The organism is Sinomicrobium pectinilyticum (assembly GCF_003725735.1).
GTDB classification, from domain to species: domain Bacteria; phylum Bacteroidota; class Bacteroidia; order Flavobacteriales; family Flavobacteriaceae; genus Sinomicrobium; species Sinomicrobium pectinilyticum.
This window is the reverse complement of the sequence record NZ_RJTM01000076.1, coordinates 1-4,601: the sequence shown is the minus strand read 5'-3', so window position 1 is coordinate 4,601 and position 4,601 is coordinate 1. Positions and strand designations below refer to the sequence as shown.

The following is a 4,601-nucleotide window of genomic DNA, read 5'->3' as shown; positions in this document are numbered from 1 at the left end:
AACTATGTATGCCGTAAACAGGATCCCTTACGACTTCGTCCCCATTCCCTTAAGCGGTCAAGGTAACCCGGTTAGCCGCTAAAGCAATTGCATATGATTTCACAAGTAACCGGGTAAGCGGTCAACGAAACTGTGTATGCTGCAAACGGAATCCCTTAGGCCGCTAACTCATCCCCTTAAGCGGTCAGGGTAACCCGTTTAGTGGTTAAAGCAATTGCGTATGATATCACAAGCAACCCGGTAAGCGGTCAAGGTAACCCGGTTAGCGGCTTAAGCAATTGCGTATGATATCACAAGCAACCCGGTAAACGGTCAACGTAATCCGGTCAGCGGTTAAAGCAGTTGCATATGATATCATAAGCAACCCGGTTCGCCGCTAAAGGAAACAGGTAAGCCGCATACCGGACCCGGTTCGGTGTAAACACAACCCCTTAAATGACCGTTTTCCGGGCTTAGAAGCGGAAAGAAACGGAGCGTTTTTCTGTGGAGCCCGGCACGGCAGTGTATAGCTTGGCCGGGTATAGTTGTTGAGTTAGTGAGTTCTTGGGTTTATAGACATTATCCAATATAACCTATTAATCTATTACCCCAACCTTTTCCCCGTTGCTATTCCTTCAGGGCGTCATAAATAACTTGCTGTATGTTGGTACGGGTGTTGAGTTTGTAGAGTTTGGTGTTTTCCCTGGTAGGCAATACGCGGTTGGACAGGAATACGTAAAGAATTCTTTTTTCCGGGTCCATCCATACCATGGTCCCGGTAAACCCGGTATGTCCGAAGCTGCTTTCGGTAGCATCTGCGGCGGTATTCCCGTCTGCGCCTTTACTTTCCAGGTACGGCTTGTCAAAGCCAAGTCCCCGGTGGTTATTGTTTTCCGGGAACTGGGCCCGGGTAAATTCGCGGAATGTGCTTTCCTCAATATAACGGTCGCCTCCGTAGGTTCCCATATTCAGGTACATCTGCATGAGTTTGGCCAGGTCGTTGGCATTGGCAAAAAGCCCGGCATTCGAAGAGATGCCTCCCATCATCGCAGCCCCTTCATCGTGTACCGTACCGTGTATGGGCAGGTGACGGAACTCGTAATCGTGCTCCGTAGGTACAATACGTTCTTTCGGGAATCCGGAAAGCGGGTTGTAGGTAAGGGTGGTGGCCCCCAGTTTTCGGTAAATTTCATTGTCGAGGTAGGTGAGAAAGGGGGTATTGCTCATGTTCTCAACCATCTCGGGCATAAGATAGAACACCAGCCCGGAATACAGGTATTCTTTCTTTCCGGTAAGCGGGGATTTTTTGATGGCCTTGTATATTTTTTTCCTGTAATTGCGGTGCAGCCACATATGGTCTGCGATCCGGATGGGAAAACGGGAAGAAGAATCTTTTTTTATCGTACTCCATTTATAACTCCCGTTTTTTCGCAGCGTATTTTTCCAGTAGGCGATCCAGGGGGTAAGCCCGGCCTGGTGCGCAAGGATCTCCCGGAAAGAGAGGTCCCCTTTGTCGGAATTTTTGAAATAGGGGAGGTAATCCCCCAGGTTTTTGTCGATATCAAATTTTCCCTGGTCGTAAAATTGCATAAGTGCGGGAAGGGAAGAGGATATTTTGGTCACGGAAGCGAGGTCGTACAGATCGGTTTTCCGGACAGCAACAGTATCACTGTAATCCTGAAAACCATAAGCCTTATACAGTACAACTTTACCGTCTTTGGCAATGAAAACCTGCCCGCCCGGAATAGCCTTATTGTCCATGGCCTCCTGCATGAGGGAATCGACCTTTCTGTGGAGGAATTCCGAATTCATTCCCGCTTCTTCCGGCAGGGTGTACTTGAACCGGATGCCCCCTTTGGTTTCCATACCGGAGCCGATGGGAAACTTGTTTCCGATACGTACGGGGAGTTTACCACTGGCGCCAAAAGCCCCGAAAATAAGCTGGGCGCTGAGTTCTTCCGTGAGTTTACTGTCCTGGTAAGCTACGATAAGTCCGCCGGCATGTTCAATTCCCGCTATTTTGTCCAGGACATACGGGTTTTTAAAGGAAGTGATAATGCTGTTTTTACCACTGATCTCTTTCAGGAACGCCAACACGGGTTCCGGGAAACCGACCTGGTTTTTCGGAAGTCTTCCCTGGTCGTGAATACCTATAATAATTAAATTGTAATCGTCGAGTTGTTCTTTGAGTTTTTCAATGGCAGCGGAAGATGCGTCATGGGGAAGGCGGAAGTGATCGACCGCGGTATACAGTGCGAGGGTTTTCTGAAATACGGTTTCTTCGGAAGCGCCTACGGACACCGAAGCTATTTTGAGTTTTTCCAGTCCGGATACCGGGAGGATATTGCCGTCGTTTTTAAGTACGGTAAGCGAGGCCTCCACCAGTTTTCGGTTCAGTAACCGGGCATGGGGGGTGTTGAGATCCCGTACGATATTTTTGCTTTCCATGGGCCGGTAGTCCGACAGTTTTGCCCATTGTTTGGCGGCGAGGACCTTGCGGACTTTGGCATCGATATCCTTTTCACGGATCATTCCTTTTTGTACGGCCTTCCGGATCTCAAAAATGGCCTTTTCCACATCTTCCGATAATTCCAGGATATCGTTCCCGGCCATCAGGGCGTCCCGGTCTACGATTCCGGGAGCGTTTCCTTTGGTAACTCCTTTCATCCCCATGGCATCGGTAATGATAAGCCCTTCGAAGCCGAGTTCGTCCTGTAGCAGGGAAGTGGCGATTTGGCGGGACAGGGTAGCGGGTTTTCCGGTGGTATCCAGGACAGGGATATTGAGGTGGGCAACCATAACCCCGTTAATGCCTGCCTTTATGAGTTCTTTAAAGGGATAGATCTCCAGGGTATCCATACGGGTCCTGGAGTGATTCAGGACCGGCAGATCGTGATGGGAATCTACATTGGTATCCCCGTGTCCCGGAAAGTGTTTGGCGGTGGTGAGCAGTCCGCTGTCCTGCATTCCCTTCATATAGGCAATGACCTTGGCGGTGACGTTCTTTTTATCTTCCCCGAAGGACCGGGCATTTATAACGGGATTATCGGGATTGTTATTAATATCCGCAACCGGTGCAAAGTTGATATGCAGCCCGGAGCGTTTTATCTGCCCGGCGATTTCCTTTCCCATCTCGTATATCAGTGCATTGTCCTGTATAGCCCCCAAAGCCATCTGGAACGGGTAACTGACGGTATTGTCCAGGCGCATGCCCAGGCCCCATTCCGCGTCAATAGCGCCCAATAGCGGTATTTCGGAAGCTTGTTGAAATTCGTTCATCAGTTGCACCTGTTTTTCCGGGTTGCCCTGGAAAAAGACCACTCCGCCTATTTTGTGTTTATTTATGAGGTCCAGTATGTCCTGTTTGTGTTTTTCCTCTTTGTTGGAATACGCCCGTACCATTAATAATTGTCCTATCTTTTCGTCCGGATCCAGGGTGTTCATGATCGAATCCACCCATTTACTGTGTGTGTATTCAAGGAATTCCGGTTTTTGAACAGGAACTTTCTGTGCATTTGACCGTGCTCCCGTAAGGAGGAGCAGGATAAGCGGAAGCATGTATTTTATTTTCATCATTTTGTGTGCTATTGTCGTATTCAGGTCTTCTGTAGGGGGGAAAGGGATCATAAATGCAGGAATTTTTTATAAATATTATAGAGTATGGCTTTTTCGGGCCCGTTTAAAGAATCGTTTATATTTTGTTGTATATAGTGGATCTTAAAGGCTTTGCGGGCGGCCTTTGGGTCTGAGATGTCATAACCTATGATCTTCAGGGCTTCCTGTTCGTTAAAATCCGGAACCGGATTGTCCTGTGGTGTCGTAACGGGCGGCGCGGTTTCCTTTAGCCGGATAGTGTCTTTTTCAACGATAAGCTCCTTGGTTATCGCGTTCCGGATATCCGGGGTGTCGTCGTACCAGATACCGAACCCGTTGTCCGCAAGTTCTTTCCAGGGAAAGAATATACTGGGATCGTTCTTACGGGCAGGGGCAATGTCCGCATGCCCCAGGAAGTTCTCCGAAGGAATATCGTATTTCTCTTTCAGGACTTTCAGGAGGGAAATAAGGCTGTCTATCTGTGCTTGCGGAAAAGGTTCCAAACCATTGTTGTCGAGCTCTATACCCAGCGAACCGGAATTGATATCACTGTTGCTTCCCCATTTCCCGGCGCCGGCATGCCATCCGCGGAAATAATCGTTGAGCATCTGGTACACCGTACCGTTTTTGGCAATGACATAATGGGAGCTGACCGAGGTACGGGGCAGGGTAAAGGTGCGCAGGGTCTGTTCAACCGAATCCTGCGCCGTGTGGTGAATAATGACGTAGTTGGGCTTACGCATATTGTAATTCGTAGTGCCTACCCAGTGTAACCGGGGTTGGGTCTCTTGCTTTCGGGAAGGGCGTTCCAAAAGGGTTTTCGCATACGTCCGGGCCTGTCTTTTGTAAAAACGGTTAGTAGCGGCATAGGGGTTGGGACTACAGGAAATTGCACCGCCGAGGATAAGCAGTAGTATGATCAGGGTTTTAATGGGATTGGCTGGCATAAGGTTTTTGTGTTTTAATTCTTCAGTACATGATGAAATTCGATCCGGGTGGATTTTCCTCGATTTTTGTCCTTTTTAAAG

At 48.8% G+C, this 4,601-nt stretch carries 2 protein-coding genes; both read right to left on the bottom strand.

From position 1 onward, the window contains the following. Positions 1-606: 606 nt before the first annotated feature. Positions 607-3,606 carry a glycoside hydrolase family 3 N-terminal domain-containing protein gene (locus ED312_RS11125; protein WP_240643082.1) on the bottom strand — a complete coding sequence of 1,000 codons (3,000 nt, stop codon included), beginning with the start codon at positions 3,604-3,606 and terminating at the stop codon, positions 607-609. Next, positions 3,603-4,520 (bottom strand): N-acetylmuramoyl-L-alanine amidase, encoded by a 918-nt coding sequence (locus tag ED312_RS11120; protein WP_123216094.1) that lies wholly within the window; start codon positions 4,518-4,520, stop codon positions 3,603-3,605. Before ED312_RS11120 ends, ED312_RS11125 begins: the two co-directional genes overlap by 4 nt. Positions 4,521-4,601: the final 81 nt, after the last annotated feature.